Below are 25,758 nucleotides of genomic sequence, written 5' to 3'. Positions count from 1 at the left end.
AAAAAGTAATTTCTTTCAGGAATGCTGAATTTAATGGATAATTGCAGCGAGTTTTTAGCACAAGCCAATGAGAAAATATGCAGATCTAATAGATCAAACCTTTTACTTCCCTACTGCTGAATTCAAAGTAGAAAAAGACAACCTCCATTTTCATGGTGTAAATCTCATGGATATCATCAAAGAGTATGGTACTCCGTTGAAGCTAAGCTACCTGCCAAAGATTGAACAAAACATAAAATACGCTTATAAAATCTTTAATGATGCTATCAAAAAGCATAAATATGAAGGAAAGTACACGTATGCCTATTGCACAAAAAGCTCACATTTTCGATTTGTAGTTGAGGAAGCCCTTTCAAACAATGCTCACATAGAAACGTCCTCTGCATATGATGTGCCCATTGTTCGAAGTATGCTAAAAGCCGGAAAACTCACAAAGGATCACTATATCATTTGCAATGGTTTCAAAAGACCACTTTACTTACAAGAGGTCTCTGCGCTACTGAATGAAGGTTATAAGAACTGTATTCCTGTTCTTGATAATCTCAATGAACTAAATCACTATCAATCCAATGTCAAGGATGAATTCCAGATAGGCATTCGTATAGCGGCTGATGAAGAACCGAACTTCGCCTTCTATACGTCCAGACTAGGCATCCGATACAACGACATTCTTCCCTACTACAAAGAAGCAATCAAGGACTCGAAAGCTAAGCTTAAAATGCTTCACTTCTTTATCAATACAGGGATTAAAGATACTGCATACTATTGGAGCGAACTGAGCAGATTTATTTACAAGTACTGTGAATTGAAAAAGATTTGTCCGGAACTGGATACCATCGATATCGGTGGTGGCTTTCCTATTAAAAACTCATTGCATTTTGAATACGACTATGCGTATATGGCAGAACAGATCATTGAGAATATTCAATGGATCTGTAAAAAGAACCATGTGCCTGTTCCAAATATTTTCACCGAATTTGGAAGCTTCACTGTCGGTGAAAGTGGCGCTACCATCTATTCTGTTTTGGATCAAAAACTGCAAAACGACAAAGAGCTTTGGTATATGATGGATGGGTCATTTATCACGCACATGCCGGATGTATGGGGACTCAATGAAAAATACATCATGCTTCCGGTCAATCACTGGAAAAGTCCATATCATCGAGTGAACCTGGGAGGGCTTACGTGTGATAGTCAAGATTACTACGACTCAGAAGCCCACATTGGTGAGGTCTTCCTACCACAATACGATGAAGATGAGACGTTATATTTTGGATTCTTCCATACAGGTGCCTATCAGGAATCTTTAGGTGGTTATGGTGGCATTCAACACTGCCTGATCCCTGCCCCGAAACATATCATTATCGATCGCGATAAAGACGGGAACATTACTCATGAACTTTTTGCTCCGGAGCAGAAAAGTGAAGCGATGATGAAGATTCTGGGGTATTGATTAAATAACTCCAAAGTCACCTTTCAATTGTTGAATATTACTATTTTTGGAAAAAATTTAACTTATTAAAGTTTATTCTTACCTGAATTCATTATTCATGAAAAGATTTTTCTCACTCGTTGCACTAAGTTTAGCAACCCTTTTTCTATCAGCTCAAGAACCATTTATTACCACTTGGAAAACGGATAATCCCGGTGAAACTGAAGACAATCAGATTCTCATTCCCGTCAATGGGACAACAATTGATTACACGGTTGACTGGGGAGATGGAACTACACCTGAAAACTTTACGGGAGAAGCGCTTCACACGTATTCAGAGGCAGGAACTTATACGGTATCAATAACAGGTGATTTAACCGAGCTTGGATTTGCTAATGCTTCCAATGGTGGAGATAGAGAGAAATTACTCTCCGTAGAACAATGGGGAGAATTAGCCTGGACATCAATGAGTAGTGCTTTTTGGGGATGTTCCAATCTGGTAATTAACGCAACAGATGCACCAGATTTATCAAGTATTACAAGTATGTCTCAAATGTTTAAAGATGCTAGTTCAATGAATAGCTCAATTGATCATTGGGATGTCAGCACTATTACGAACATGTCTCAATTATTCGATGGAGCTGAGTCATTTGATCAACCCTTAAATAGCTGGGACGTGAGTGCTGTTACCAATATGAATGGAATGTTTAATGGCGCCACATCATTCAACCAGCCTTTGAATAACTGGGATGTTAGTAGTGTGATTTTCATGTCAGTGATGTTTGCAGAGGCATCAAGCTTTGATCAGGATATCAGTTCATGGTCAGTGGGTAATGTGACAGATTTCAGCGGCATGTTTGCAAATGCTAGCTCCTTTAATTCCGATCTCAGTTCATGGGATGTATCAAGTGCCACCAACATGGGTTCCATGTTTTCCGGAGCTACTTCTTTTGATCAGCCAATAAACAATTGGGATGTTTCCAATGTACAAAAAATGTCGTCCATGTTTTTTGGAGCAAGTGCACTCAATCAGGACTTAAGCCTATGGAATACCGCCAGTGTGACTGAAATGAACAACATGTTCTCAAATGCCTCCTCTTTTAATCAAGACGTCTCTGTTTGGAACGTAGGGAATGTCACGGATATGGGCGCGATGTTTTATTTGGCAAGCTCATTTGATCAGAATGTGGGAGCCTGGGATGTTAGTGCCGTTACCAACATGTCTTTAATGTTTTCCCGTTCAGGACTAAGTATTGAAAACTATGATGCTACCCTAACCGGTTGGGCTTCACAAACACTTCAAAATGATATATCATTAGGCGCACTTGATATTATCTATTGCGGAGCTACTTCAAGCAGGCAAACATTAATCGACACGTATAATTGGACGATAACTGGCGATGAACGATGTACCCCATTTATTACAATCTGGAAAACAGATAACCCTGGAGTATCCGCTGATAATGAAATTACAATCCCTACGACTGGTGCGGGCTACAATTACGATGTAGACTGGGGAGATGGAGAAGTTGACACAGGAGTGACAGGTAATATTACGCACACATACTCAACTGCTGGCACTTATACGGTTTCTATCTCAGGAGATTTTCCCAGAATTCATTTTGACAATTCCGGAGACAGACAAAAAATTATATCAATAGAACAATGGGGCCAAATTGGCTGGACCTCCATGAACAGTGCTTTTAGCGGATGTTCAAACTTAGTCCTCAATGCCTCTGATGCCCCCGATCTATCCGGAGTGACCGATATGTATCAAATATTTCGAGGTGACAGTTTATTGAATACCTCAATTGATCACTGGGATGTAAGTACAGTAAATGATTTAGGAAGAGCATTCATGGACGCAATTGCTTTTAATCAGCCGCTGAGCAGCTGGGATGTAAGTAATGTTACAAATATGAACTCCATGTTTGAAGGTGCTACTTCATTCAATCAAACGCTAAATGATTGGGATGTAAGCTCTGTTCAAACTGCCGGAGGGATGTTTAAAAATGCAACTTCATTTAATCAACCAATTGACTCATGGTCAACTTCCAATATTACATTAATGACACAAATGTTTTGGAATGCTTCGGTTTTCAATCAAGATATAAGTTCGTGGGATGTAAGCTCAGTTACTAATATGAGTAACATGTTTTTCAGCGCATCTGCGTTCAATCAACCACTTGATAGCTGGAATGTCTCAAATGTGACAAACATGAAATCTATGTTTGCTGTGGCTACTTCATTCAACATGCCGATTAATTCATGGGATGTGGGCAGTGTGACCGACATGACAAATATGTTCTACCACTGTGGTTCTTTTGACCAGCCATTGAATAGCTGGAATACGAGTCAGCTTACCAGCATGAATGGCATATTTCGGGGTGCATCCTCTTTCAATCAGCCTTTGGACAACTGGGATGTATCGAATGTGACTGAAATGATTAATGTGTTCAACGGAGCGCTAGCCTTTAATCAAAATCTTAATAATTGGGATGTATCAAATGTGACAAAAATGTGGTTCATGTTTGCGAATACTGAGGAATTCGATCAACCATTGGATCAGTGGGATGTCAGCAATGTTGAAGAAACAATCGAAATGTTTAGCAGAGCTAGTAGTTTCAATCAACCATTAAATACGTGGAATACAAGTTCTTTAATAAGACCTGATGCAATGTTTAGGGAGGCAGGTCTTTTCAATCAGCCATTAGATAATTGGAATACATCAAATGTTACGAGCATGAGTAACATGTTTGAAAGTGCTACCTCCTTTAATCAGCCCCTTGACACCTGGGACGTTCAAAATGTTACTGATATGAGAAGAATGTTTCTATCCGCATCTTCGTTCGACCAATCCCTCGAAAACTGGAATATTAGTAATGTTACTGATTTCACTTCTTTCATTGATGTAGCAGGAATTTCTTCAAAGAATTACGATCAAACTCTTTATGCATGGTCTCAATTGCCCACTTTACAAAGCGATATAAACTTTGGGGCCGTTCTCGTTTACTATTGTACTGCATCGGATGCCCGTCAAAAAATTATAGATGATTTTAATTGGACCATAAACGATGCAGGTCAGAGTTGTTCATTGGAAAGTCTTGATGGTCGGTCAGCCGCAATTAGTTTCATAATAAATGAAAAAGCTTATTTCGGTCTAGGCACCAATTCAGATACCACTTACACAGACTTGTTTGAGATTGATCCTGTCACAAATGCGATAGACCTACTCGCAGATTTCCCAGGCACAGCCCGATCAGAAGCGGTCTCCTTTGTCATTGAAGGTAAAGCATATGTGGGTTCCGGAAGAGATAAAGACGGCAACCTCCTCAAAGACTTCTACTCATATGATCCTACACTAAATGAATGGAGTCAGATTGCTGATCTCACTGGTGAAGCCAGAAGTTCAGCAATCGCTTTTGTACTGAATAATGAAGGCTATATTGGAACAGGAAGAGGAGCTTCATCAGAGCTATCAGATTTCTGGAAATACAACCCAACAACCAATTCTTGGGAAGAAATAACCGGCTTTACAGGAGATGCCAGGCAAGAAGCTGTCGCTTTCGTAGTAGCTAACAAAGCTTATGTATCCGGTGGAGTGGCCTACACGGGCGGTACTACTCAATTTAGCGATGTACAGGAATTTGATCCTTCCAGTGGTTCATGGACTGAAAAGATATTTGCGGATATTGATTTGAACATCAATAGCGCATCCTCATTTGTATTAAAAGACAAAGCATATATAGCCTACGGTAACCAGGAATCAATTATTTCATACGACCCTACAAATGATCAGATAGAAGATTTAGGAGATGTATTCAGTATTGATGATGGAGAAATTGGAGACACACGAGCTGATGCTATCTCATTCGTTGTGGCAGATACGGCCTATTTTGGATTCGGGTCTTCCGGGTTTACAACCACCATCTATTATAATGATTTGAACAAATTCATAATTCCAAATTCAGCACCAACAGACATCACGCTTTCCAGTCAAGCGATTAATGAAAATGAAGCCTTAGGTACTATTGTAGGAACGTTGACTGCTGTGGATGAGGATACTGATGATTCCCATACATTCGAGCTAGTGGAAGGTGATGAGGACAATCATCTGTTTGATATTATTGATGACAATCTAGTTACAGACACTGTCTTTAATCACGAAGAAAAATCTGAATACACTGTAAGAATCAAAACCACTGATGAACAAGGTGAAGCTTTTGAAAAGACATTTACAATTCAAATTGATGATGTCAATGATGCTCCTATCCTAACCGAGATGAACTTTGAAATACAAGAGAATATTGAAAATGGAGTAGTTGTTGGTCAGATTGAAAGTACAGACGAAGATGGTGATGATATCACTTTATCAATAGTGAATAGCACTGCTGCAGGTGCTTTTGACATCCAGAGCGATCAGTTAATCGTCGTGGATTCTTCCCTGATAGATTATGAGCTGAATGAACAAATCGATATTACAATCCGTGCCGATGATGGATTAGCAACTACTGATATTGTGTATAACATCATTATAACTAACATTGACGAGGCTCCTTATATTACCGCTACGGTTTACGATTTAGATGAAAATAGTTTAGAAAACAGCATTGCAGCAGATCTGGCTGTCACCGATCCTGAAAATGATAACATTTCAATAAGCATTACTTCCGGCAATGATGAAGGTACTTTTTATGCAACCGGAACATTTATTTTAGTTGATGATTCTACGCTTTTAGATTTTGAAACAAACCCTCAGTTTGAGCTAGGACTTGAATTGTCCGATGGTAGCAATCAGAGTAGTACATTCATAACTATAAATCTTTTGGATGTAAATGAGGCCCCATCTATCAATCGAACATCATTTACACTTGCAGATAACAGCGAAAACAATGAGGTGGTTGGTAATCTTCAGGCTTCCGATCCTGAAGGTGATGAGTTGCAATTCACCATTCAGAATGAAACGGCAGCTGATGCATTCACAATTGATGCTGATGGTCTGCTTTTGGTCAGTAATTCAAGCTTGCTTGATGCAGACGCAACACCAGTATTCAACTTTGATGTTGAAGTGTCCGACTCTGAATTTACGGTCAATTATGAAATCACTATTGATGTTGAAAAAGCACTAGGAATACAAGACCAAACCATTGTGATTTATCCTAATCCTACGTCACAGTATCTCCATATCAATGGAAATGATCGACTTGAACCTGATGGTAATATCATGATCTATGCTCAGGATGGAAAGATGGTTCTAAAAAGCCAATTGAAGACTCAAATTGAGATTTCAACCTTGCCTCAAGGTATCTACACTTTGGTGATCCTTTCTAAGGAAAAGACGTTCAGAACAAAATTTAGAATTAATTAACACAGCATAACTTCTGCAAGAGTCATGGTTTGACTTATTTTTGAAGACTTAGCTTATACGAATGTCTAAAAACTTAGTCGTCATACCAACCTACAACGAGCGTGAAAACATTCGAGACATCATCAATGTGACTCGTGTGCTCTCTCCATTATTTGACATACTGGTAGTAGATGACGGGTCTCCGGATGGCACGGCTGACATTGTAAAAGAAGAAATGGAGAAGACCCCCGATCGTGTATATCTCCTTGAGCGTGAGGGTAAACTGGGGTTAGGAACAGCCTACATTACCGGATTCAGATGGGCATTGGATCAGGGGTACGAATACATCTGTGAAATGGATGCTGACTTTTCACACGATCCGAACGATTTGGTGCGGCTGCATGCTGCATGCGTGGAAGGTGCCGATGTTGCGATTGGAAGTCGGTACGTAACCGGTGTAAATGTTGTGAATTGGCCTATGGGTCGTGTGCTAATGAGCTATTTTGCCAGCTTTTATGTCCGGATCATCACAGGCATGCCATTTAGAGATAGCACTGCCGGATTTAAATGCTACAGCAGAAGAGTTTTTGATCAGCTTGATTTAGATAAGATCAACTTCATTGGCTATGCTTTCCAGATTGAGATGAAATTCAATGCCTGGAAACATGGATTCAAAATAGTCGAAGTTCCCATCATTTTCACCGACCGCACCAAGGGCACATCCAAAATGTCTAAGGGCATTTTCAAAGAGGCAGTTTTTGGTGTGCTACAAATGAAAATCAAAAGCTTGTTCCAGAAATACGAGCCGGTGAGTTAGTCAAACCGAATAGCCTTAACCGGGCTCACTCTGGATATGATTGCAACGGGAATCAAAAGTGTCAATCCGATTAGCGTCAGGACAAGGAAATTCAATCCAAGGATAGTCAGCAAATCAAACTCAATTGGAACGTGTGACATGTAATAATTCACCTCATCCAATGGAATGACCTTGAAGTAGTATTGCAGCAAGCCAAGTGAAAGACCAATCACATTACCCCATAACAACCCTCTTACTATTAACTGAAGTCCATTAAAAATGAAAATGCGTTGAATCAGTTTATTTGGAGCGCCCAATGACTTTAATGCACCAATCATCTGCGTTCGCTCCATGATTAGAATTAATAGAATTGAAATAATGCTAGTGCCTGAGACGAATAAAATAATGGACAAAAGAATGACCACATTTCTGTTTAGCAAATTCAGCCAATCAAAGATTTGAATGTAGCGATCGGTAACTTTGTCAACATACAGATCAATATCCAGCGTGTTCCATAAATCTTCTTCTGCCTGTTCCAGTTTATCGGTATCAGAGATAAAAACCTCCACTCCTCCTGCCAACGAATCCGGCCAGTTGTTAATACGTCTCACCAGGTCAAGATCTCCTAGTATAATTTTCTCATCAAATTCTTCCAAACCGGTTTCATAGATGCCTGTTACCTGAAGTCTTCTGAATCGTGGGGGATTTTGAACAAAGTAGATTAATACCTCATCTCCAACATCTAATTCGAGATAGTTTGAGACCCTGCTACTCAATGCAACTTCCGTTGAATATGTCTCGGCATTCAGATTGGGAAACTTGCCTCTGATCATATGTTTCTGAAACCCAAGTGTGTCAAAATTTTTATCAACCCCTTTAATAATAACCCCCTGCACCTCCTCTTCTGTTTTCAATAAGGCCGCCTTCATCGCATAGGGCTGTATCCTCTGCGTCAAAGGATAATTATTCAACAGACTTATCAATGAGTCACTCACCACAATCGACCCCTCCTCAAATGAGGTAGAAAGTGTGTATTTACTGATAATCAGGTGTCCACTAAAACTGTAGATTTTATCTTTAATCTCGCGTTTAAACCCAAAAAGCACCATAAATGCCAATAGCAAAACAGCCAATCCCAGCCCAATACTTACAACAGCAATTCTATTGATGATGCTCGAAAAAGACCCGGAAGCCTTTTTAGAAATACGCTTTGATATGAAAAATGGTAGATTCATTTTGCCGCTCTGCAAAATAGGGTTTTCAATACTGTAAGAACAAGTTAACTTGGTGAATTAATATGCAAAGACTTTATTTCTTACTTGCTTTGATCATTTTGGGCTGTGCAAACAAATCCCAAGAGCTTACCTCTGAAATTCTTCCAGGAGCCCATCAGACGAAAGAGTACCTACCATTGCTTGAAGGCAAAAAAGTAGGACTAACCGTCAATCACAGTTCCCTTATTGGAAGTACCCATTTGACAGATTCACTAATCAAACATGGCATACATGTTACTAAAGTATTCACTCCGGAGCATGGTTTCACTGGGACTGTTAGCGATGGAGTCCTGGTCGAATATGATAGCACAGAGTCTTCATTCGAGCTCATTTCGCTTTACGGAAAAAATAAAAAGCCATCAGATGAACAGCTTATTGGCCTGGACATTATGGTTTTTGATATTCAGGACGTAGGTGCCCGGTTTTATACCTACATCAGCACTATGCACTACGTCATGGAAGCGTGTGCTGAAAACAATATTCCCATCGTAATCCTGGATCGACCAAACCCAAATGGCAGCTATGTCGATGGTCCTGTATTGGATACTGCTTTTCAGTCATTTGTTGGGATGCATCCCATCCCTATAGTGCATGGAATGACCGTAGGTGAATTGGCTCAAATGATCAATGGTGAAGGCTGGTTGAAGGATCGTGCGAAGGTTGACTTGAAGGTCATTAAAATCAGCAATTGGGATCATGGTACAAAATATTCACTTCCGGTAAACCCCTCTCCTAACCTGCCGGATGATTTGAGTGTCGCATTATATCCAAGCCTCTGTTTATTTGAAGGCACCATCATGTCTGTAGGTCGCGGAACAGATTATGCCTTCCAGCAGATTGGTCATCCTGATTACCCGGATACCACCTATTCCTTCACTCCAAAATCAAGAGAAGGAGCAAAATGGCCTCCGTATGAGGATCAGCTTTGTTATGGTAAATCCTGGATAGATCAAGCGCCCGAATATGGATTAAAACTTCAGCCACTTATCGATGCATACCAATTAATGAATCGTGAAGACTTCTTTAATAATTATTTTAAGCGCTTAGCTGGAACTAATTCACTCCAAAAACAAATAGAAGAGGGACAGACCGAAGAAGAGATTCGAGCTTCATGGGAACCGGAATTGTCAAATTTTAAAAAGAAGAGAGAACAGTATTTACTGTACGACTAATTAATGGACTATCAAGGCATATTAAACGTAATTGAAGATAAACTCGCTGGGGAAAAACTGGAAGGTGAAGTAGCATCCTATATCCCAGAGCTTGCCAAAGTCTCACCGGATAAATTAGGCATGCACCTGACCAGTGTGATAGGTGAGGAATTCCATTTTGGAAATTCTGAAGAAAGGTTCTCCATTCAAAGTATTTCAAAGGTCTTATCTCTTGCACTTGCGTTGCTAAAAGAGAAAGATGAAGTGATATGGGAACGAGTAGATGTAGAGCCTTCCGGTGATCCGTTCAATTCGTTGGTGCAACTGGAATATGAAAATGGAATCCCAAGAAATCCATTAATCAATTCAGGAGCACTTATCATTTGCGATATCTTAGTTTCAAAACTGAAGGATCCAAGGAAAGAATACCTTGATTTTGTTAGGCACATTGCCGGAAACAGCACCATCGATTACAATGAGCGTGTAGCAGCTTCTGAGAAGGAAGAAGGTTTTAACAACCGGGCGATGATTAATTTAATGAAGGGCTATGATAATATCCACAATGACGTGGAGGAAGTTCTCGATTTCTATTTTGATACCTGTTCACTCAGCATGTCTTGTCGAGAGTTAGCCCAAACATTCGTTGTATTTGCTAATCAGGGAAGATTGCTAAAAGAAGACGAGCGGGTCTTGAGTGAAGTGCACACCAAACGTATCAACGCAATCATGCAGACGTGCGGGTTCTATGATGAAGCCGGCGAGTTTTCCTTCCGTGTAGGCCTACCCGGAAAAAGTGGTGTCGGTGGTGGAATAGTAGCCGTATATCCAAACATGTATAGTGCTGCGGTGTGGAGTCCAAAATTGAATGAGAAAGGTAACAGCACCGCCGGAATGCGAGCGTTGGAGTTGTTGACTGAGATAACAGGATCGTCAATATTTTAAATAGAAATTAATGTCCAACACTGACCTTATCATAGAAGAAAGAAGCCGGGATATCGGTGATTTTTTAGTTGGGAGGCTCATCCCATTCAGAAAAAAACGAATGGTAGGCCCATTTATATTTATAGACCACATGGGTCCTACTACCATCAAACCGGGCACTTATTTGGATATTGATCAACACCCACACATTGGGCTATCCACCCTTACTTATCTATTTGAAGGAGAGGTACGTCACCAAGACAGCATTGGATCTGATCAGCATATCAAGCCCGGCTCGGTCAATTGGATGAGTGCCGGCAAGGGAGTGGTACACACAGAACGAACACCTGCAGAACTGAGACATGGCCAGCAGTTTACCATGCACGGATACCAAATATGGGTAGCACTACCGAAAGAAAAAGAAGATATGGATCCGGAATTCCATCATCTCGATGGAGCTGAACTTCCAACCTGGAAGGAAGGATCAACAAGCTTCAAACTTGTAGCAGGAAAAGGGTTCGGTAAGGAATCACCACTGCCGGTACATTCTGATCTTTTCATGATCGAAATTGAGACAGAAGATGTATTTGATCTACATGTAAAAGGTCAGCTTTCCGGCGAAATTGGCTTTTGCATTGTAGAAGGCAGCATCAATGCATGTGATCAAAAGATTGAAAAGGGAAATATGCTGGTATCCAAAACAGACAATGAATGTGGGCTTCAGATCGCGGCTAATTCAAGGGTGTTGCTTTTTGGCGGAAAACCATTTCCGGAAGAGCGACACATCTTTTGGAATTTCGTATCTTCAAACAAGGAAAAAATAGAAGCCGCTAAAGAGCGCTGGCAGAATAAAGCATTTCCACAGGTTCCAAATGATGAAACATATATTCCACTTCCCTAAATATTACAATTATGCGAGCAAACTGGTTTGAACTTCCCGTAAATGACATGGAACGAGCAAAGAAATTTTATGCATCCATCTTTGGAATTGACATGGGCGATGATTTTGCGATGGGCACATCTGTGATGTCATTTTTCCCATTTGAAACTGATCAGGATGGAGCGACTGGAACCTTGATTAAACAAGAGACTTATGTGCCCTCACAAGAGGGAGCGCTTATCTATTTCTCTGTGAATGAAATCAACGATGTGCTTCCAAAAATTGGATCAAATGGCGGAAAGGTCATCAATGAAAAGATGAGCATCGGAGAGCATGGATTTGTCGCTCACTTTGAGGATACCGAAGGCAATCGTGTGGCTCTCCACCAGTCTGCTTCTTAACTCTTGATCAATTGGTCGATGAATTAGGTAAGATCATCTACATCTTTTAAATTTCTCTTAACAAGTATCGAACCGGCTCGTTAAATTAAGTGTCTAAATGATACACCCTAAATTTTATTAATATGAGCACCATACAATCAAATTACGCTGGCATGACTATTATGCAACGTCTAAAAGTGACGGGGCAATATGAAGCCTTCAAACGGGCTTTGAAAAAGAACAAAGCTTCAGCTATTAAAATGCTAGAAGCATTGAATCTTGATCAGAAATCGATAGAAAATTTTCTGAAGTCAAAAAGTTAAGATGGACTGGGATACCTAGTCCATCTTCTCAAGTTCCTCTTCAGTATAGTCGGTAGGTTCGCCCAAGTTTCTAAACTTTTCAAGTTCTTCTTTAAACTCCTCCAGTCGGATACCTACGCGTTTATAAGCAGGACCACCCAGAGGTAAATGAACAGGCGGGTTCTCTAATGTCGTCACTTCATACATCGCTTCAGCAGCACGCACTGGATCACCTATCTGATTGCCACTCACCTCCCTGATACTTTCCATATTCTTGTTGGCTGTCTCGTTATACTCTTCGATCGATGATTCATTATAAGTTGCAGATCTACCAGCCCAATCTGTTCTGAATGGTCCCGGCTCAATATTCGTGACCTTAATTCCTATGTGTCTGGTCTCTGCTGCCAATGCCTCCCCTATTCCTTCCAGAGCAAATTTGCTACCGTTATAAATACCAACTCCGGGGAAACCATTAAGGCCTGCAATGGAAGTGATGTTTAAGATATTCCCACTACGTTGCTTTCTCATAAATGGCAATGCCAATTTCATCATTCTAACACAACCAAACACATTCACATCAAATTGGCGCTGAATTTCGTCCTCTGATGTCTCCTCAATTGGTCCAAGTGTACCATAGCCGGCATTATTCACCAATACATCCAACTGACCGTATTCTTTCTCAATGATCTCAGCGGTTTTGTCAATCGTATCTTGCTTCTGGACATCAAGTATTACACCCTTTACAAGATCAGGGTTGATGGCTTCTAGCTCTTCAATTTGTTCCTCTTTCCGAACGGTTCCGATAGCAATCTCACCTTTAGAGGCTACAATTTTTACCAGCTCTCTGCCAAAACCTGTTGAACACCCTGTAATTAACCAAACTCTTTTGCTCATAATATTCTGTTTGTTCGGTCAACATGACATAATTAATAATTGTTCGAAACAGGCACTAATTCTTCGGTAATTGACATTTAATGGCCGTATTTTTACATGCTTTGTCATCTAAACTTTTTAACTTCAACCTGTCATTCCAAATTACCCAATAACATGAAGAAATTAACCTACTTACTACTCGTCGTATTCATTTATGGTGCGAACGCACAAGCACCAATTACAACAATCCCTTTTGAGCTTTTTGGTGATCACATCATCATTAAAGTAAGTGTAGACGATTCAGAGCCTTTAGATTTTATTTTTGATACAGGTTCCGGATACACCGTCATTGATACTGATGTTGAAAATGAACTTGGTCTGGAAGGAAAAGAGATTGAAATGAATCAGGCATCTTCTGCCTGGCACCTAATCAAGCACAATTCCATCTCCATCAATAATTTCTTGATGGAGAAAAACACTAAAGTTTACTCTACTGATTTGGATCATCTTGAAATCAGCCTGGGCATGGATCTGGATGGGATCATTGGTTATGACCTGTTGCGACACCACTCGGTATACATCAACTTTGATACAAAGACGATGAATATTTACGATCATAGTAAATCCCCAAAAAGAGGGGATGCGATTCCTTTTTCTCTGCACGTATCAATCCCGGTAATTGAAGGGACGGTAGTTCTCAATAATGGTGAACCACACGAAGGAACATTTTTCGTGATGACAGGGGCAGGAACTACTCTTGATTTTAACTCACCTTATGCTGAGGAGTGGGATGTGATTCACAAAACCGGAAAACATTATTCTTATTTAGTTAAAGGACTTTCTGATAACGAAACCTTACACTACGAAGGACATGTACAGTCATTTAGCTTTGGGAATCAAACCATTGAAGATTTACCAATAGGCATCAGTACCGCTACTTCCGGCATACAAGCGGACAAGAAGGTTTCCGGTATCATTGGCTCACAGATCTTAAGAATGTATAACATGACCATTGACTATGGTACCAAAATGCTGTACCTGGAAAAAGACCACACCTATGATGCCAATTTCAAAGTAAACTGCAGTGGTATTGATGTGCAGCTTTCAAAGGATAAAGAGAAAGTATTGATCCATCAGGTATTTGAAGACAGCCCAGCCGCTGAAGCAGGTATCAATGTCAATGACGAACTTGTAAGAATCAATGGCAAAACAATGATGGAGGTAAACCTGGCCGAAGTGAAAAAAATCCTCAAGGAGGAAGGTGAAACCGTGGAACTGGTTGTTGATCAGGGAGGTACAGAAAAAACTGTCTCACTAAAACTTCGATCACTTATTGATTAAAGAAAGGTTTGGTTTCTTTGCACTTGTATGAGCAAAGATCTTCGTATTGTATTTCTTGGAACACCTGATTTTGCCGCTGAAAGCTTGAAGAAACTGGTGGAAAATCAGGTGAATGTTGTTGCAGTAGTTACTGCTCCCGACAAGCCTCAGGGAAGAGGCAAGAAACTTGGCATGTCTGCGGTCAAGTCCTATGCACTTGAAGCAGGACTACCTGTTTTACAACCGACTAATCTAAAGTCTGAAACGTTTATTGAAGAACTTAAAAGCTACCGAGCAGACCTTCAAATCGTTGTAGCTTTTCGAATGCTCCCGGTAGTTGTTTGGGATATGCCACCTCTGGGTACATTCAACCTACATGCCTCACTTCTACCACAGTACCGAGGTGCAGCACCGATCAACTGGGCAATAATTAATGGTGAGACTGAGACAGGAGTTACAACTTTCTTTCTTAAGCATGAAATCGATACAGGGGAAATAATATTTCAGGAAAAAGAGCCCATCAGACCGAAAGACAATGTCGGTAACCTCTATGAGCGATTGATGAAAAAGGGTGGAGATTTAGTTCTTAAAACAGTTAGAGCCATTGAAGCAGATGACTATCCTAGCCTCCCCCAGAATAACGATCAGGAAATCAAACATGCTCCCAAAATATTCAGGGAAGATTGTGAGATAGACTGGCAGCAAAAATCAGAAACAATCAGAAACTTTATCAGGGGTATGTCACCCTACCCTGCAGCATGGACCAAGCTTCATGGAAAAACGCTGAAAGTATTTGAAGTCGAAAAAGCGAACGAAGGGACTAATAAACCAATTGGCGAGCTATACTCTGATGGAAAAAGTTACATCCGGGTTAACACAAAAGATGGAACCCTGAACCTTCTGGACGTACAAATGGAAGGGAAAAAACGAATGAAAGTTGAAGACTTTTTAAGAGGCTATCAGTTTAGCAATTAGTCTTTGGAGAAGATTTGAATTGGAAGACTCAGTGGTCCTAGAATGATTGATAGTGGAACCCATCGAAACCAGTCTTCTTTTCTGTAAGTTGAAATAAGAATATTTAGAATAATAGTCATAGCGAACAAAAAGAGAAGAACTTCCATTGTTGTTTTCTCTCAATCTTACGTACGAATAAAATAAAAGTTGGATAATGATAATTTCAATGATAGCTGCAATGGGCAGTAATCGAGTAATTGGTAAAGACAATGATATCCCCTGGCATTTACCGGATGATTTCAAGTTTTTCAAAAACACTACTAAAGGGCATCATGTCATTATGGGACGAAAGAACTGGGAGTCATTGCCCCATTCTTTCCAACCACTACCAGAAAGACCAAATATTATCATCACCCGTCAAGATGATTATAGTCCTGAAGGAGCCCGGGTAGTGAAATCCATCGATGAGGCATTGGAAATTGCTGAAAAAAACAATGAGTCTGAGGCGTTTATAATCGGAGGTGGAGAAATCTACCGAATGGGCCTTGATTATGCGGATTGTATCTATCTAACTGAAATAAATGGTGTGTTTGATGGTCAGGTAACTTTTCCTGAATTTGACAAGTCTGTATGGCAAGAAGTATCTCGTGAACATCACCCGGTAGATGAGCGACACAAATATTCATTCGATTTCGTAGTATATTCAAAGAAATAACACAATTATGGACATCCAATCACACAAAAAAACCCTCGGCATCATTCACATCGTGTATGGTTCACTAATAACAATCACATTCATCTTTATAGGGAGTTTCGTCTCAGTTCTATTCCCTTTTATAGCTGATGAAATAGCGCGAGATGTAGGAAATGACGCTGACGAAATTCTGTTTATGGTCAGCTCGATCATCCGTACCATTTTTATTCTTTTACTGATTTTTTCTGCACTTCCTTCCATTATCGCAGGTATAGGTTTGCTCCAAAAGAAAAGCTGGGGTGTGGTAATCGCCCTAATCGCAGGATGCGTATCTATTTTTAGTTTTCCTTTCGGTACTGCAGTCGGTGTTTATAGTATTTACGTATTTGTAGAGAACAATAAGCAAAAGAATGACCAAGATCAAGGATAGTGTAGTTTGGCTAACCGGTGCTAGCTCGGGGATAGGTGAACAGCTGGCCTATGAGCTAGCGGAGAAAGGTGCCAAATTAATATTATCTGCAAGGAGAAAAGAAGAACTAGAGCGTGTAAAGGAAAACTGCAAATCAAACGATGTAGCTATTCTCACACTCGACCTGGAGGATAGCTTTTCATTAAAACAACGAGCAAAAGAATCCAGCACCATATTTGGAGAGGTTGACATCCTCATTAACAATGGTGGAATTAGTCAAAGGGATACCATTTTAAATACTTCTCTTGAAGTTGACAGGAAATTGATGGAAGTGAATTATTTCGGATCCATTACACTTTCCAAGATACTATTACCTCAAATGGTCAAAAGAAAAAAAGGCCATCACGTGATTGTCACCTCCACTGTTGGCATTATCAACACTCCCTACCGATCCGGATATGGAGCTGCAAAGCATGCACTCCATGGCTTCTATGATGCACTAAGAGCTGAGCACCATGCAGACAACATAAAGGTTACCATAGTACTGCCCGGATATATTAAAACAAATATCTCTTATAATGCACTGGTCGGTGACGGAAGTCAGCAAAACAAAATGGATCGGGCGCAGGAAAAAGGAATGTCTCCTGATAAATGTGCGCGTTTGATTATCAAAGCAATTGAAACGAACAAGCATGAAGCCTACATTGGCGGAGCAAAGGAGAAGCTGGGTATTTACTTAAAACGATTTTGGCCAAAAGCTGCAGCTAAGGCCATTAGAAAATTGAGAGTAACATAAAGGATACGTGAAGTATTTCGGGTTCATATTCATTTGGTTATTGTCTACACAAGTAGGTTTTGCGCAGCAAAGAGCCGCACTGCTGAGCCATGAGCAATTTAAAGTGGAGGAAGTCAATAAAGATTGGGTGTATGTTAAACTAAAACCAACATCCAACTTAAATGCTGACGCAAAGTTTGAGCGATTGAGTGAAAAGGGTTCAGGATTAAATCAACTTAGAAAACTGAGAGTTCCGGAAGGAATAGACCCTGTGACCTTCTGTAATGAATTGAGACTCTCCGGTGATTACCTGTATGCTGACCCTGTCATGGAGTATCAGCTACTCGCTACTCCTACTGATCCATTAATTGCCAACCAATATTACCTCAGCACTATCAAAGCTTTCCAGGCCTGGGATATTACTACAGGCGATGATGATATCACTATTGGAATTATAGACTCAGGTCTTGATTTGGATCATGAAGATATTGTGGGAAATTTATGGATCAACGAGGACGATACGATTGACGGAATAGATAATGACAACAATGGCTATACAGATGATTATTACGGTTATGATTTTGCTGATTTAGACAATGACCCCTCTATTGAAAATGGCAATCACGGAATGATCGTCGCAGGCATTGCCGGAGCGCGAGCCAATAACAATCAGGGCATTGCCGGGGCAGGATACAATACCAAAGTAGCAGCACTCAAAGGATTTCGTTCAGCCAATAATACCAGCAATGGACTATATGAAGCCATTATTTATGCTGCTGATAATGGATTAGATGTGGTCAATTTATCATGGGGCCGAATGGGACTACCATTGGCCTCCGAACAAGATATCATCAACTACGCAGTGCTGGAAAAAAACATGGTCGTAGTTGCTGCTGCCGGTAATGAAGGCGGTAAAACCACTGAAGAAGAAAAATGGTATCCCGCCAGCTATGATCACGTCATTTCAGTAGGTGCTACTGATGAGGATGATAATAAATCCTCAGGTTCTTCATTCAACTACGCAGTTGATATAGTGGCCCCCGGAGTATCGATGTTCTCAACGGTTGATAATAATGGCTATGCAGATGGAGGTCCGGGCACTTCATATGCAGCCCCACTTGTGGCAGCAGGTGCAGCATTGACAAAAGATAAGTTCCCCAACTTATCTGCTATTCAAATCATGGAGCGTGTACGGGCTACCTCGGATGACGTTTATGACATTGGCAGCAATGCCTCAATGGAAGGTAAATTGGGCAAGGGCAGACTTAATTTACTTCGGGCTGTGAGTGAATCCAATGTAAAGTCAATCAGAGCAAACACGACTTCTATATCATCTTCTTTTGATGATTTGATTTTCTTTGGAGATACCATTACAGTAACGAGTCAGGTAATCAATTACCTCAATGCAACCGGCAACCCACAAATTGATATTTCATCGCCGGAAAATACATTCACAGTCATTCAGAAGCCTGATCAGATTCCTTTTCTTGGCACATTAGACACAGCAAACATCTCATTTGAGATTGTGCTGGATGATAGCATTGACCCAGAAGCTCGTGTTAACATTCGTTTAGACTACTCTGAAGACACCTATCATGATTTTCAATTCCTGGAATTTACAACCTCTCCCAATTATGTGGATTTTGGCAATGAGCAAATGAGCATGACCATTAGCGGTGATGGAGATCTGGGATATAATCAATACGGTCCCAATTTTGAAGGTTCCGGTTTCAGGTTTCAGGGAGATGTCCTTATGACTTACACCGGATTGATGATTGGTACCAATCCAACATCGGTATCCGATAATATCATTTCAAATTACACCAACCAATCACGCAATGAGGACTTTGTGGTGCAAAAGAATTACAAGCTCTATCACCATCAGGCAGCCGACAACTTTGGGTATTCGGAGTTTACTGACCTAAATCACCCGATCACTGTAGAGCAATCGAATATTGTGTGGAATGGAGATGACTTCATGATTGTGCGGTACAGGATAATTAATCATTCTGCGGACCCAATAAACAATTTATCATTCGGAATTTTTGCGGACTGGGACTTAGGTGATAAGTCATTGAATAATGCAGCGTTTGATGCTGTGAAAAACTATGCATTCAGTCAAAATGCGGATGCCTCACTCCTATCAGGTGTGCAGGTTCTTGGTAATGGAAGTAGAGAATATAGTGTATTGGACATGTCCGATGCGAATGGAAATAATGCTGATATTTTCGACCTTTTCACGGATGAAGACAAATACGATTTTTTAGTTAATCAGGAATTAATGTCAGCCGGTGACATAGGAGGAGGCAATGATGTAGCTACGATTAGCGGGATAACAATCCCAACCCTTGACTCTGCTGAGTATGAATATGTAGATGTTATTTATGCAGTAGCGACCTCCAAAAACAACCTTGATTCCATCTTTTTAGCAGCACAAAACAAACTGGAGATCTTTAAAATAAACCCACGAGTTTTAGAAACATTTTTTACCTGTGACGGCAGTTCATTTACATTGGATCCATCCAATGGCATCAACTATCAGTTTTACAGTGATGCCTTAGGTCAAAACTTAGTTACCACAGGTTCTGAGCTAACAGTAACCAATCTCTCGAGTGATACCACTTTCTATGTTCGAAACATTGATGGAGATTATCCTTCAGACATTTTTGAAGTACGCTTAGCACTCTTTGCAGATATAGCTGATTTTAAAATGTCAACAGATACATTATACCTGGATCACACTACCAATGTGGTTACGTTTACTGATCTGAGTCAGCAGGCGGTCAGCTGGGATTGGGATTTTGACCAAGGCACTTCATCTTCCATTCAAAACCCGGCATTATCATTTACGGAACCAGGCAATTACACCATTCGCTTAACTGTAGAAAACAATCAAGGGTGCGTCGATTCAGTTGAAAAGACGCTGGTTGTTGCAAACAGGCCATCCCCTCCTACATTCGATAGCTTCGTGGTTTGCCCAGGAGAAAATATAACCCTTACTGATCCTGATGCCGACAAATTGAACCTTTACATTTTTGAAGGTCAAAAAACGCCATCTTTTAGTGGTACTTCGGTTCAGGTAAAAAGCATCCAATTTGACACTACCGTTTATGTCTCGGGCGTTTACTCCTCTTTTGAAAGTGAGAAGTTTCCTGTCACAATCGACGCGCTGGAGGTTGCAGGCAGAATGAAATTTATCCCGGATACGACATCTGAAGAGTTTCGCTTGTTCCTGATCGCCGATGACTTGGAAGCCGGATCTACTGTGAGTTGGGTGATAAACAGTGGTGAAGCAGGGACATCTGAAACCATTTCTGTATTAGCAGAAGGTGTAATAGATGTAGAACTATCCATTAATAGCTCAGAAGATTGTGATAAGGTTTTGTCAAAGCAAATCGAAGTTAGCAGTTCTCCTACTCCACAGCACCCTGACGTAATTTCATGTAATGAAGATTCTGTATTAATCAAACCAACAAATGGAACCTACTTTGGATTTTATGAAGATCCGGAATTGAGTTCATTGATCAAAAAAGGCACCCAATTGAAAACCAATGCCTATGAAAAAATTTATGTAACAGGTCTGGATGATGGTTTGCCGGGCATACCCATTGAAGTAAATATCACGAATCAATCACCTGAAATTGAGATTACCTACACATCTTCGTCAGTCGGAACGAAGCAAAAAATTGATTTATCACTGACTAGCTCAATTCCAATTGAATCATATGAATGGTACGTTAATGGCTCTTATCTTGAGAGTGTTGCTGAACCATCCATTTTCCTGGACAATGAATTATATGAAATCACGGTTGATGCAACTACTGCTGATGGGTGCCATGCCACTGACACGCTCATGCTGGATTTAATTCCTCCATTGTCTGTGGATGATGCTGATGAATGGATCATTTATCCTAATCCTACTACTGGAGTTTTATTCATTAACCCTCGGGATGTGACGAAAGTAGAAGTGTATCAGCTTGACGGAAAAATGATTCTTAGTCCTGAAATCATAAACCGTCGGGTGGATCTATCCTCACTTAACAAAGGCGTGTACTTATTGAAAATCTATACTCAAGAATTAGTATCAACCCATCAGCTTCTCTTAGAATAGTCGCTATTTGACCATTTTTTTAACAAACTCAGGATCATAAGTCATCTCATATCCCCAATACCACATTTGCTTCTTGATCCAGGTGATCCTTTGTTGTACATAAGGACTTGGCGAAACAGCCGAGTATCGTTTGGGACTTGGTAATATTGCAGCAAGACTAGCGGCCTGAGAAGTCGTTAGGTCTTTAGCTGATTTTTTAAAGTATGCCTGAGCTGCAGCCTCAGCTCCAAAAATTCCATCGCCAAATTCAGCAACATTCAAGTATGCCTCCATAATTCTCTTTTTACTCCATACGATCTCAATCAAGAGTGAAAAATATAACTCAGCGGCCTTTCGTAAGTATGTTCTATCCGGCCATAGGAATACGTTCTTTGCAACCTGCTGGGTAATTGTACTTGCACCTCTCATATTACCTCCACGCTTATTGGCCTCCTCTGCCTCACGTATAGACCTGAAATCCAGTCCCTCATGTAGCAGAAAGTATTGGTCTTCTGCACACATCACCGCTAATTGAAGTTTACCTGAAATTTCATCCAGATCCTTCCATTCGTACTGTATTTCCTTATCCCTCCCTTCAATAACCATGAGTTTTGTAACCGGAATAGGGATCACAGAATATAGCAATACCCACAGCAATGTGAGGATGTTAAATAGCAAGACAAATCCGGCTATTGATTTGATAATATGGTTTATGATATTTTTCAATCGACATCCATTAAATTCGGGGAATGAGACATTCACTGCTGGTTATCTTTTGTCTTAGCCTAACCACACTATTCGCACAAAAAGGTGATTTTCTACTTACTCACCATTTCCCTCGTCATTCTAATATAGATAATTCAAACTTCGAAATCACTAGTGACAATCACGGGAGGCTCTGTATTGCCAATCGTGCAGGTGTTTTAAAGTATGATGGCGAGGCGTGGGATTACTACCAAACACCATCTTCCGCTTTATCTATTGCGGTTGATTCAATGGATGTGGTATATGTTGGATGCATAGGAAGTGTGGGAATGATTGACTTTCACAATCGTAGCGTGCAATATAAGTCACTCATTGAAGGAGATACTTTAAGTGATTTGTTTTTAGAAACCCACCAATTCAGAAATAAGGTTTACTTCATGGGTAGCAAAAACCTCATTGTTTATGACATTGTGAGCAAAGAGGTACAGCATTATCAGGGAGATTATCTTAATATTTATGAGCTGGATGCCCAGATGCTGGTAAACACCAGTAATGGCGAGACTTACCTCATCAAGGACTCCCTAACATCTATTTCGCCACTTCAAAAAGTGGCTTATTCAGATCAGCGGAAAGGAAAACCGGACCTGGTTGTCAATTACGATAATGAACTCTTTGAATATGAAAGTTTTGAATTTCGATCCCTTACTCAAAACAAGCATATCAAAGAGTTAGGATTTGAAGTCAAGGAGATTCAGTGGGTTAATGATACCCTTTTTGTTTGCTCGACATTCGAAAGTGGTTTGGTACTCTTTAATACAAATGATCCGGATTACGCAGAAGTAACGGACTATCATGCAGGACTACCCGATAATGAGGTATTTACCATTCATGCAGATAATTCGGATGGCATATGGGCCGCTCATCAATTTGGAATAACCCATATAGCTCCGCTTTTCCCGGCATACAGTTACTCACACTTTCAGGGACTAAACGGAAACCTTACAAGCGTCTCAAACTATAATGACGAATTGTGGGTGACCACCAGCCTTGGGTTATTCTACTTTGACCGAGACACCATCTTTGAAAACAAGGTGTATTATGAGGTGCAGCGAACCAGGAAAAAGCAAACGACACGATCTACTAAAAAAGAGACAACCGCTAAAGAAGAAAATAAACCAATCTTAAAACGCTTGTTCGGTAAAAAGAACAGAGCTGAAGAATCAACTAAAGAGAAGAAGAAAGGCGGAATATTCAATTCGATAGCCAATCTATTCGAAGATGATTCCAAAGTAGAAAAAGTAAAGGGCAAGCTTGATAAGAACACAAAGTATGTGCGTAAAGTCAGAAAAATACCAGTCGACATTAATTATACTTTTAAACCAGTCGATGGTGCAAATGGCAAGTTTCTTTCCATATTCCCCTACCAAGAAAAACTACTCGGAATAAGCACTTCAGGCATCTATGAGGTAACTAAAGATGGCGCTCAGATCATCATTCCAGAAAATGTAAGATCATACATGGTTAATTCATCTAACCAACTGGTAATCAGTACCTCAGATCTTGAAATCAAAATCTACAAGCTAATTAGTGATGTATGGGTTGAACAGGTAAGCCAGACGATGAACGACATCATTGTAAGTATGCAAGAAGGGGATGATGGAGTAATGTGGATGGCAGGAACATCGGCCATATACAGAGCAAATGCTACCGACTCCACTTTTGCCATTAATCATCAATTGCCACTCAACAACATATTTCTCGATGATGTAAACATTCTTAACCGAAGGGATTCGCTGTACTTCATTAATTCTCAGGGTTATTTCTACTACGATGCAGCTAGTAATCAGGTAAAAGAAGACTTAAAACTGGAAGCATCCTTAGGCGCACCTCTTCATCACCTATATGATCCGGTTGAGAAAAGCGTGTGGATTTTTAACGGCAAAGTATGGCATCACCTAATGGAAGACGGTAGCGTTGAGAAACTTGAGTATTTGGGATTGTTTTCTGATCTCCGCACGATAACCATTGACCCTACATCAAATAAACTATGGCTGATTACTGAAAACAATGAGCTTCTTAAGTACGACCCTTCAAAAAAAGGTGGCCTGGAAAGCTTCAATTTTTTTCTTAAAAAAGTCTCCAATGAAAACGGAGAAATTAACCAATCCGAAAGATTCATACTTAGCTATGATGAAAACTTCCTGAATATTGAGCTTTCCAAACCTGATTTTCTAGGCTTACTCAATCCGGAATTTCAATATAAACTGGAAGGACTTCATAATGACTGGTCGGAATGGTCAAAAAGTAAAACCATTGATTTCAGCTTTTTACCGGAAGGTAATTACCAATTAAGAGTTCGTGCAAGAGATGCATTTGGCCGTATTGAAGAAGGAGAAGTATTGGCTTTTAGCGTGAAACCACCCTATTGGCAAACGCCCTGGTTTTATGCAATCCAGATTGCTTTCTTTGGAGGGTTAGTGTTTTTCTCGACCAAGCTAAACCAGGATAGCTCTAAGAACAGATTACTGAGAAGCGGTCTTACATTACTGACATTAGTACTGATCATTGAATTTTTGCAAAGCGCTATTGGATCACTTTTCAGCTTCAAGAGTACACCGGTTGTTGATTTCCTATTAGATGCTTCAATTGCATTCATGATTTTCCCGCTCGAAAGACTGCTAAGGGAACTTATGACTCAAGGTAAGGTGAAAGTGAAAATCAAAAAGGAAAATATTCCGTTAGTCAGTAAGGAGGGCTCTTCCAAATAGCCAGTTTCCCGGAGCATCCGGATCATCACTTCTAAAGAATTCTTTTACTGCTCTAATTAGTTCACCCCTACTGATCAAATCATCGTGATTACGATCTAATTTACGGAAGGATTTAGCTGCAAATCTTACTTCAATTCTATACCCGACAAGCAGATCGATATATTCATCAAGGTTGATGTAGCCGTCATTATCCGTATCGAAGTTATCAAAAATCTCACCTACAAACTCATCTACGTAGTGAGAGAAGATTTCTTCATCACCATTTACAATCACCTGCTCCGCAAAACTGATCCAGTGATCCCAATTTGCTTTACCATCATTGTTATTGACAAATAAATTGAAATGATTCCATCCATCTTCAAATCGCTTCTGAATTTCAGAATACTTAGGATCTCCTTCTTTGATTCGCCATAGAATGCAAAGATTTTCAGCAATACCTACAAAATCTTCTTTTTCGATGATTCCGTTTCTGTCATAGTCCAAAACGTAGAAAAAACGCTCCAACTTATTGATTTGCAGTTCAGTCAGCATGATCGTGATTTTGATACGAAAATAAATAATCTACTCATTACTCACATTTTTCAATCAATTGGATTTTTATGATGCTGTGCCGTATAAATATACTTACCTGTTTCAATTAGAAACTTCATGGGCTAAATGGTATTTTTGAGGCCTCAAAAAATAAGT

General features: G+C 40.2%; 19 protein-coding genes. 15 read left to right on the top strand and 4 right to left on the bottom strand.

Annotation, left to right across the window (positions count from 1 at the left end; all coding sequences use genetic code 11):
* Window positions 1-67 precede the first annotated feature (67 nt).
* From ACQK2H_RS08685 to ACQK2H_RS08675, 3 genes are all read left to right on the top strand, one after another.
* Window positions 68-1,453, top strand: a complete 1,386-nt coding sequence (locus tag ACQK2H_RS08685) for an arginine decarboxylase (protein ID WP_425391042.1) — start codon at window positions 68-70, stop codon at window positions 1,451-1,453.
* A gap of 97 nt (window positions 1,454-1,550) precedes the next feature.
* A complete protein-coding gene (locus ACQK2H_RS08680) occupies window positions 1,551-6,800 on the top strand; it encodes a BspA family leucine-rich repeat surface protein (protein WP_425391041.1) in 5,250 nt (1,749 codons plus the stop codon).
* A 61-nt stretch (window positions 6,801-6,861) separates the two neighbouring features.
* Window positions 6,862-7,596: a polyprenol monophosphomannose synthase gene (locus tag ACQK2H_RS08675; protein WP_425391040.1), complete on the top strand. Its 735-nt coding sequence runs from the start codon at window positions 6,862-6,864 to the stop codon at window positions 7,594-7,596.
* On the opposite strand, the gene ACQK2H_RS08670 is transcribed toward ACQK2H_RS08675, so the two are convergent.
* Window positions 7,593-8,810 (bottom strand): ABC transporter permease, encoded by a 1,218-nt coding sequence (locus tag ACQK2H_RS08670; RefSeq protein ID WP_425391039.1) that lies wholly within the window; start codon window positions 8,808-8,810, stop codon window positions 7,593-7,595. The genes ACQK2H_RS08675 and ACQK2H_RS08670 overlap by 4 nt on opposite strands.
* A 62-nt stretch (window positions 8,811-8,872) precedes the next feature.
* On the opposite strand from ACQK2H_RS08670, the gene ACQK2H_RS08665 reads away from it, so the two are divergent.
* From ACQK2H_RS08665 to ACQK2H_RS08645, 5 genes are all read left to right on the top strand, one after another.
* Entirely contained in the window at window positions 8,873-10,021 is a 1,149-nt protein-coding gene (locus ACQK2H_RS08665; RefSeq protein ID WP_425391038.1) for an exo-beta-N-acetylmuramidase NamZ family protein, read from the top strand.
* A 3-nt stretch (window positions 10,022-10,024) separates the two neighbouring features.
* Complete coding sequence (locus tag ACQK2H_RS08660) at window positions 10,025-10,942, top strand: glutaminase (RefSeq protein ID WP_425391037.1); 918 nt, start codon at window positions 10,025-10,027, stop codon at window positions 10,940-10,942.
* Between the two features lie 10 nt (window positions 10,943-10,952).
* The gene (locus ACQK2H_RS08655; protein WP_425391036.1) at window positions 10,953-11,822 is read left to right on the top strand and encodes a pirin family protein; all 870 of its coding nucleotides are present in this window, start codon (window positions 10,953-10,955) and stop codon (window positions 11,820-11,822) included.
* An 11-nt stretch (window positions 11,823-11,833) separates the two neighbouring features.
* The gene (locus ACQK2H_RS08650) at window positions 11,834-12,202 is read left to right on the top strand and encodes a VOC family protein (RefSeq protein ID WP_425391035.1); all 369 of its coding nucleotides are present in this window, start codon (window positions 11,834-11,836) and stop codon (window positions 12,200-12,202) included.
* Window positions 12,203-12,324: 122 nt separating this feature from the next.
* Window positions 12,325-12,504 (top strand): hypothetical protein, encoded by a 180-nt coding sequence (locus ACQK2H_RS08645; RefSeq protein ID WP_425391034.1) that lies wholly within the window; start codon window positions 12,325-12,327, stop codon window positions 12,502-12,504.
* Window positions 12,505-12,519: 15 nt separating this feature from the next.
* On the opposite strand, the gene ACQK2H_RS08640 is transcribed toward ACQK2H_RS08645, so the two are convergent.
* The gene (locus tag ACQK2H_RS08640) at window positions 12,520-13,377 is read right to left on the bottom strand and encodes an oxidoreductase (RefSeq protein WP_425391033.1); all 858 of its coding nucleotides are present in this window, start codon (window positions 13,375-13,377) and stop codon (window positions 12,520-12,522) included.
* Window positions 13,378-13,530: 153 nt separating this feature from the next.
* On the opposite strand from ACQK2H_RS08640, the gene ACQK2H_RS08635 reads away from it, so the two are divergent.
* From ACQK2H_RS08635 to ACQK2H_RS08610, 6 genes are all read left to right on the top strand, one after another.
* Window positions 13,531-14,697 (top strand): aspartyl protease family protein, encoded by a 1,167-nt coding sequence (locus tag ACQK2H_RS08635; protein WP_425391032.1) that lies wholly within the window; start codon window positions 13,531-13,533, stop codon window positions 14,695-14,697.
* 27 nt (window positions 14,698-14,724) lie between these two features.
* Window positions 14,725-15,651 (top strand): methionyl-tRNA formyltransferase, encoded by a 927-nt coding sequence (gene fmt, locus ACQK2H_RS08630; protein ID WP_425391031.1) that lies wholly within the window; start codon window positions 14,725-14,727, stop codon window positions 15,649-15,651.
* A 193-nt stretch (window positions 15,652-15,844) separates the two neighbouring features.
* On the top strand, window positions 15,845-16,345 hold the full coding sequence (locus tag ACQK2H_RS08625; protein WP_425391030.1) for a dihydrofolate reductase: 501 nt from the start codon (window positions 15,845-15,847) through the stop codon (window positions 16,343-16,345).
* 7 nt (window positions 16,346-16,352) lie between these two features.
* Window positions 16,353-16,754, top strand: coding sequence for a hypothetical protein (locus ACQK2H_RS08620; RefSeq protein WP_425391029.1), 402 nt, complete (start codon window positions 16,353-16,355; stop codon window positions 16,752-16,754).
* Window positions 16,735-17,529, top strand: a complete 795-nt coding sequence (locus ACQK2H_RS08615; protein ID WP_425391028.1) for an SDR family oxidoreductase — start codon at window positions 16,735-16,737, stop codon at window positions 17,527-17,529. Before ACQK2H_RS08620 ends, ACQK2H_RS08615 begins: the two co-directional genes overlap by 20 nt.
* A gap of 40 nt (window positions 17,530-17,569) precedes the next feature.
* Window positions 17,570-21,619 (top strand): S8 family serine peptidase, encoded by a 4,050-nt coding sequence (locus tag ACQK2H_RS08610; protein WP_425391027.1) that lies wholly within the window; start codon window positions 17,570-17,572, stop codon window positions 21,617-21,619.
* 3 nt (window positions 21,620-21,622) lie between these two features.
* On the opposite strand, the gene mtgA is transcribed toward ACQK2H_RS08610, so the two are convergent.
* Complete coding sequence (gene mtgA, locus ACQK2H_RS08605) at window positions 21,623-22,324, bottom strand: monofunctional biosynthetic peptidoglycan transglycosylase (RefSeq protein ID WP_425391026.1); 702 nt, start codon at window positions 22,322-22,324, stop codon at window positions 21,623-21,625.
* A 23-nt stretch (window positions 22,325-22,347) separates the two neighbouring features.
* Between mtgA and ACQK2H_RS08600 the strand changes: the two genes are divergently transcribed.
* Window positions 22,348-25,071 carry a triple tyrosine motif-containing protein gene (locus ACQK2H_RS08600; protein ID WP_425391025.1) on the top strand — a complete coding sequence of 908 codons (2,724 nt, stop codon included), beginning with the start codon at window positions 22,348-22,350 and terminating at the stop codon, window positions 25,069-25,071.
* On the opposite strand, the gene ACQK2H_RS08595 is transcribed toward ACQK2H_RS08600, so the two are convergent.
* Window positions 25,042-25,602 carry an EF-hand domain-containing protein gene (locus tag ACQK2H_RS08595; protein WP_425391024.1) on the bottom strand — a complete coding sequence of 187 codons (561 nt, stop codon included), beginning with the start codon at window positions 25,600-25,602 and terminating at the stop codon, window positions 25,042-25,044. The genes ACQK2H_RS08600 and ACQK2H_RS08595 overlap by 30 nt on opposite strands.
* Between the last annotated feature and the right edge of the window lie 156 nt (window positions 25,603-25,758).

Origin of the sequence: Ekhidna sp., from assembly GCF_965228795.1 — a bacterium.
Classification (GTDB): domain Bacteria; phylum Bacteroidota; class Bacteroidia; order Cytophagales; family Cyclobacteriaceae; genus Ekhidna.
Note: the sequence above shows the minus strand (reverse complement) of the source record. Positions and strands in the feature narration are given on the sequence as shown.

Excerpts from the sequence above, each read along its gene's own strand:
- ACQK2H_RS08625 (WP_425391030.1), top strand. The coding sequence starts at position 15,845 with ATGATAATTTCAATGATAGCTGCAATGGGCAGTAATCGAGTAATTGGT.
- ACQK2H_RS08615 (WP_425391028.1), top strand. The coding sequence starts at position 16,735 with ATGACCAAGATCAAGGATAGTGTAGTTTGGCTAACCGGTGCTAGCTCG.
- ACQK2H_RS08680 (WP_425391041.1), top strand. The coding sequence starts at position 1,551 with ATGAAAAGATTTTTCTCACTCGTTGCACTAAGTTTAGCAACCCTTTTT.
- ACQK2H_RS08650 (WP_425391035.1), top strand. The coding sequence starts at position 11,834 with ATGCGAGCAAACTGGTTTGAACTTCCCGTAAATGACATGGAACGAGCA.
- ACQK2H_RS08660 (WP_425391037.1), top strand. The coding sequence starts at position 10,025 with ATGGACTATCAAGGCATATTAAACGTAATTGAAGATAAACTCGCTGGG.
- ACQK2H_RS08675 (WP_425391040.1), top strand. The coding sequence starts at position 6,862 with ATGTCTAAAAACTTAGTCGTCATACCAACCTACAACGAGCGTGAAAAC.
- ACQK2H_RS08595 (WP_425391024.1), bottom strand. The coding sequence starts at position 25,602 with ATGCTGACTGAACTGCAAATCAATAAGTTGGAGCGTTTTTTCTACGTT.
- ACQK2H_RS08670 (WP_425391039.1), bottom strand. The coding sequence starts at position 8,810 with ATGAATCTACCATTTTTCATATCAAAGCGTATTTCTAAAAAGGCTTCC.
- ACQK2H_RS08665 (WP_425391038.1), top strand. The coding sequence starts at position 8,873 with ATGCAAAGACTTTATTTCTTACTTGCTTTGATCATTTTGGGCTGTGCA.
- ACQK2H_RS08685 (WP_425391042.1), top strand. The coding sequence starts at position 68 with ATGAGAAAATATGCAGATCTAATAGATCAAACCTTTTACTTCCCTACT.
- ACQK2H_RS08600 (WP_425391025.1), top strand. The coding sequence starts at position 22,348 with ATGAGACATTCACTGCTGGTTATCTTTTGTCTTAGCCTAACCACACTA.
- fmt (WP_425391031.1), top strand. The coding sequence starts at position 14,725 with ATGAGCAAAGATCTTCGTATTGTATTTCTTGGAACACCTGATTTTGCC.
- ACQK2H_RS08640 (WP_425391033.1), bottom strand. The coding sequence starts at position 13,377 with ATGAGCAAAAGAGTTTGGTTAATTACAGGGTGTTCAACAGGTTTTGGC.
- ACQK2H_RS08635 (WP_425391032.1), top strand. The coding sequence starts at position 13,531 with ATGAAGAAATTAACCTACTTACTACTCGTCGTATTCATTTATGGTGCG.
- ACQK2H_RS08645 (WP_425391034.1), top strand. The coding sequence starts at position 12,325 with ATGAGCACCATACAATCAAATTACGCTGGCATGACTATTATGCAACGT.
- ACQK2H_RS08620 (WP_425391029.1), top strand. The coding sequence starts at position 16,353 with ATGGACATCCAATCACACAAAAAAACCCTCGGCATCATTCACATCGTG.
- ACQK2H_RS08655 (WP_425391036.1), top strand. The coding sequence starts at position 10,953 with ATGTCCAACACTGACCTTATCATAGAAGAAAGAAGCCGGGATATCGGT.